Annotated in this window: 4 protein-coding genes; all 4 read left to right on the top strand. The window is 36.0% G+C overall.

What is annotated here, in order from left to right:
* The coding region (locus A6M55_RS10080) for a rod shape-determining protein (protein WP_064197473.1) at positions 1-981 on the top strand (981 nt) is incomplete at its 5' end.
* Positions 982-1,166: 185 nt separating this feature from the next.
* Positions 1,167-2,027, top strand: a complete 861-nt coding sequence (gene mreC, locus A6M55_RS10075) for a rod shape-determining protein MreC (RefSeq protein ID WP_064197472.1) — start codon at positions 1,167-1,169, stop codon at positions 2,025-2,027.
* Positions 2,024-2,530, top strand: a complete 507-nt coding sequence (locus A6M55_RS10070) for a hypothetical protein (protein ID WP_015028528.1) — start codon at positions 2,024-2,026, stop codon at positions 2,528-2,530. Before mreC ends, A6M55_RS10070 begins: the two co-directional genes overlap by 4 nt.
* A 117-nt stretch (positions 2,531-2,647) precedes the next feature.
* Entirely contained in the window at positions 2,648-3,859 is a 1,212-nt protein-coding gene (locus A6M55_RS10065; protein ID WP_229235505.1) for a serine hydrolase, read from the top strand.
* Positions 3,860-4,044 lie beyond the last annotated feature (185 nt).

The raw sequence follows: 4,044 nt of genomic DNA, 5'->3' as shown, positions 1-4,044 counted from the left end.
ACGGCAAATACCCTCATTATCTACAAAGACCAAATCGTTGTAGATGAACCTTCTATCATTGCTTTGGATAAAATTACTGGAAAAGTGTTGGCGATAGGACACAAAGCGATGCAAATGCACGAAAAAACCAATGAAAATATAAAAACTATTCGTCCACTCAAAGATGGTGTAATTGCCGATTTTACCGCCGCTGAATTAATGATTCGTGGTATGATTAAAATGATTGAGACGGGTCGTAGTTGGTTTTTCTCTCCTTCACACCGTATGGTTATTTGTATTCCATCGGGTATTACTGAGGTTGAGAAACGTGCGGTAAAAGACTCTGCCGAACACGCAGGTGCCAAAGAAGTTTATATGGTTCACGAGCCAATTGCTGCGGCTATCGGTATTGGTATTGATATTGAGCAACCTAATGGCTCAATGATTGCCGACATTGGTGGAGGTACAACAGAGATTGCAGTTATTGCACTTTCGGGTATCGTTTGTGAAGCTTCGGTTCGTATTGCGGGTGACTTGTTTACAAGAGATATTGTTGACTATATGCGTCGTGAGCATAATTTGCTTATCGGTGAACGTTCGGCTGAATTTATTAAAATTCAAGTTGGTGCAGCATTGCCAGACTTAGATAATCCTCCAGCAGATATCGAAATCCGTGGCCGTGACTTGATGACGGGTATTCCGAAAGAAATTAAAGTAACTTATAGTGAGATTGCTTACGCTCTTGATAAATCTATTTCGAAAATCGAAGAAGCTATCATGCGTGCATTGGAGATGTCGCCACCAGAACTTTCTGCCGATATCTACGAAAATGGTATTTATTTGACAGGTGGTGGAGCATTGCTTCATGGTTTAGATAAGCGTTTGGCAATTAAAACCAAACTCCCTATTCACGTAGCTGATGACCCACTTCGTGCGGTTGTGCGTGGAACAGGTGAGATTTTGAAAAATATCGAAAAATACAGAGCAGTTATAGTTCAGTAATTCACTAATTCTGAATTCTGAGTGCTGAGTTCTGAATGATTAAATCTATCACTCAGGTTCTTCTAAGTATAAATTCCACAAAGCAGTTGAATGTAGAAACCATTCAACTGCTTTCACTTTAATTGTGATTATGGCTTAGTTTAAACAACTCAGAACTCAGAACCCAGAACTCAGAACTTAAAAACATGTCGCAACTCTTCCGACTCATATTTCGCATACGAAATTTTCTTTTGTTTGCTATTCTCGAACTTGTCAGCTTTTGGTTGCTCGTGAAGAACAATCATTATTGGGATGTTTCGTTTTTTAACACATCCAACTACTACGCTGCCAAAACACTCGAAAGCTCGAATTATGTAAAAAATTACATGAATCTTGGCAACGTAAACGACCAATTAATTGCCGAAAATGCTCAATTAAAAAAAGCAGTGGCTACTATGCAATCACTAAAGCCAAGAGAAGGAGAATACTATAAAGTAGATTCGGCTTTTGCTCGTAGATTTGAATTTAAAGTAGCTAAGGTGGTCAATAATACCGTTGGCTTATCGAAAAACTATTTGACTATTGATAAAGGTACCCTCGATGGTATTGAGCCAGGTATGGGCGTTATTTGCCCACAAGGGGTAGTAGGAACTGTCATGCAGTGCTCAGAACACTTCTCACGTGTGTACTCCATTCTTCACTCAGAATCGAAGGTTTCTTCTGAAGTTAAGAATACGACACTTCGTGTGAAAAACGATAAAGCTTTAGGTATTGCAGAGTGGGGTGGTTTGAATCCTAAAATTATTAACCTAAATACGATTGACCGCTTTAAGCCAATCAAACAAGGTGACTCGGTGGTTACTTCTGAGCAAAACGTTATTTACCCATCAGGTACGATGATTGGTAAGATTCGTAAACTGAGTGCCAAACAAGACCAAGCCTTCTTCGATATTGAGGTTGAATTGGCAACTGATTTCCGTAACTTGTCATATGTTTATATCGTAAACAACAAGTTGAAAAAAGAACAAGATTTATTAGAGCAATCAACTACCGAAGAAAAGAAATGAATTCTCAGACGGTCATAAAATTAGTTTTTACCTTCATCATATATTTAGTATTACAAATTGTAGTTCTACGCAATTTTGTATTCTTTGATGTAGCCTTTTGTTTTGTATATATAGCCTGTATTTTACTTTTACCCGATGATATTGCTCCAGTTTGGGTCATACTGATAAGCTTTTTGATAGGTTTATTGGTAGATATTTTCTATAACACCGCTGGTGTTCATGCCTCGGCGAGTGTGATGGTCGGCTATTTACGTACTTACATTATTAAATTTTTGTTTCCTACCAAAGGCGTTGAAAACGAAATTACGATTTCATTAAAAGAAATGGGCAGTGAGCGTTTTGTGAGATACGTAGCCATTCTTACAATTATTCACCACTCAATGTTATTTTTTGTTGAAGCTGGTGGTTTTCAGTTCTTCTTGATTACTATCTTGAAAATTATTTGTAGCGTAATTTTTACTACGTTTTTAATTATCATCTTGCAATATGTGCGTGGAAATTAATCTTTTCCACGCATAATTTTTCTGCCACACTACTTCTTTATAAGCACTTTTAAAGCCATACGGCTCTACAGCCACTCTTAATTACTTGTTTGTTTGATTCCGGATTTGTGTGAAATTATGATGAAATCGTTTAAAAGCTTTCCTTTCCAAAGCCTTCCTTTTATTTTTCTTTTTTTTATTTCTTTTTCCTTTATTGCCTGTCAAAATAATGGTTCAACTAGCGAAACTAAACCTATTGATAGTGTAGCTCTGAAAAAAGAAGAAGCACGCATAAAAAAAGAAATTAATGCTGATAAAAAAGCAGCTCTAATTGAGCAAATTATTCAACAAAAACTAAAAGAAGGTTTCAACGGAAATATCTTAGTTGCTCAAAAAGGAGTAATTATTTATCAAAATGCCTTTGGTTTTGCCAATTTTGAAGATACTCTTAGAAATAATCTTCAATCGAAATTCCAATTAGCCTCTTTATCTAAAACATTCACAGCGGTGGCTGTTATGAAGTTAGCTGAACAAGGTAAATTAGGACTTGATTTTACCGTAAAAGACTATTACCCAAATTTCCCATACGATGGCATTACGATTCGTAGTTTGCTTTGTCATCGTTCGGGTTTACCGTTTTATCAATATACCTTCGATAAAACTGTCAGACAGTCAAAGGTGTATCCAACAAATCAAGAAATCATGACTTGGTTTGCCAATGCACAGCCTACTCCTAGTAGATTTAATCTACCTGACCATTATTTCGGTTATAATAATACCAATTTTGCTATTTTAGCAGCATTGGTTGAGAAAGTAACTAACAAATCATTTGAGGCTTATATGCGTGAAAGTATCTTCTTACCTTCGGGCATGAAAAATACTTTTGTGGTTACTACGAAAAATGATTCTATAAATATTAATCGCACGATTGGGTATCAATATGGTCGAAGAGTAGCAAAAGATTATTATGATGATATTACGGGTGATAAAGGGGTTTATTCGACCTTGGGAGACCTTCTTCTTTGGTATAAAGCATTAAGAAACAATACTTTAATTAGTAAGGAATCTTTCCGCGAAATGATAATGCCACGCAGTTTTGAGTTTCCAGGACTTAGAAATTATGGCTACGGATTTAGACTTTGGGTGAATGCGAAACAACAAACCGACTATGTTTATCACACTGGTTGGTGGAAAGGCTATAATACGATTATGTTTTTTGACCCACGTGAAGATTTTGTAATAATTCTGTTGAGTAACCGCTATAATCGAACGGTGTATAATATCAAACAACTCATTGAAGTTATGCACGGTGGTAGCTCAACAATGGAAGAAAGTATTTTAGATGAATAAAACTGATTTTATCAAATAAAGCCAATGTGCCACATCTCTTATTAAGGTGTGGCATATTTATTTAACAAATCCTTCATCCTGACATCAAAACTTTGAAAGTATATTTGTGGCTCATACATTATACTTTTATCATTGAACTTGTTTAAGATTATTTATGCGGAAAAATAGATGCTCAAGAAAGAGGT

The organism is Emticicia sp. MM, assembly GCF_001649495.1.
The sequence above is the reverse complement of the archived record's forward strand: the minus strand, read 5'-3'. Positions and strand labels throughout refer to the sequence as shown.

What these genes read in the sequence shown, in the direction of transcription:
- mreC (WP_064197472.1), top strand. Translation starts at nt 1,167, where the DNA reads ATGTCGCAACTCTTCCGACTCATATTTCGCATACGAAATTTTCTTTTG.
- A6M55_RS10070 (WP_015028528.1), top strand. Translation starts at nt 2,024, where the DNA reads ATGAATTCTCAGACGGTCATAAAATTAGTTTTTACCTTCATCATATAT.
- A6M55_RS10065 (WP_229235505.1), top strand. Translation starts at nt 2,648, where the DNA reads ATGATGAAATCGTTTAAAAGCTTTCCTTTCCAAAGCCTTCCTTTTATT.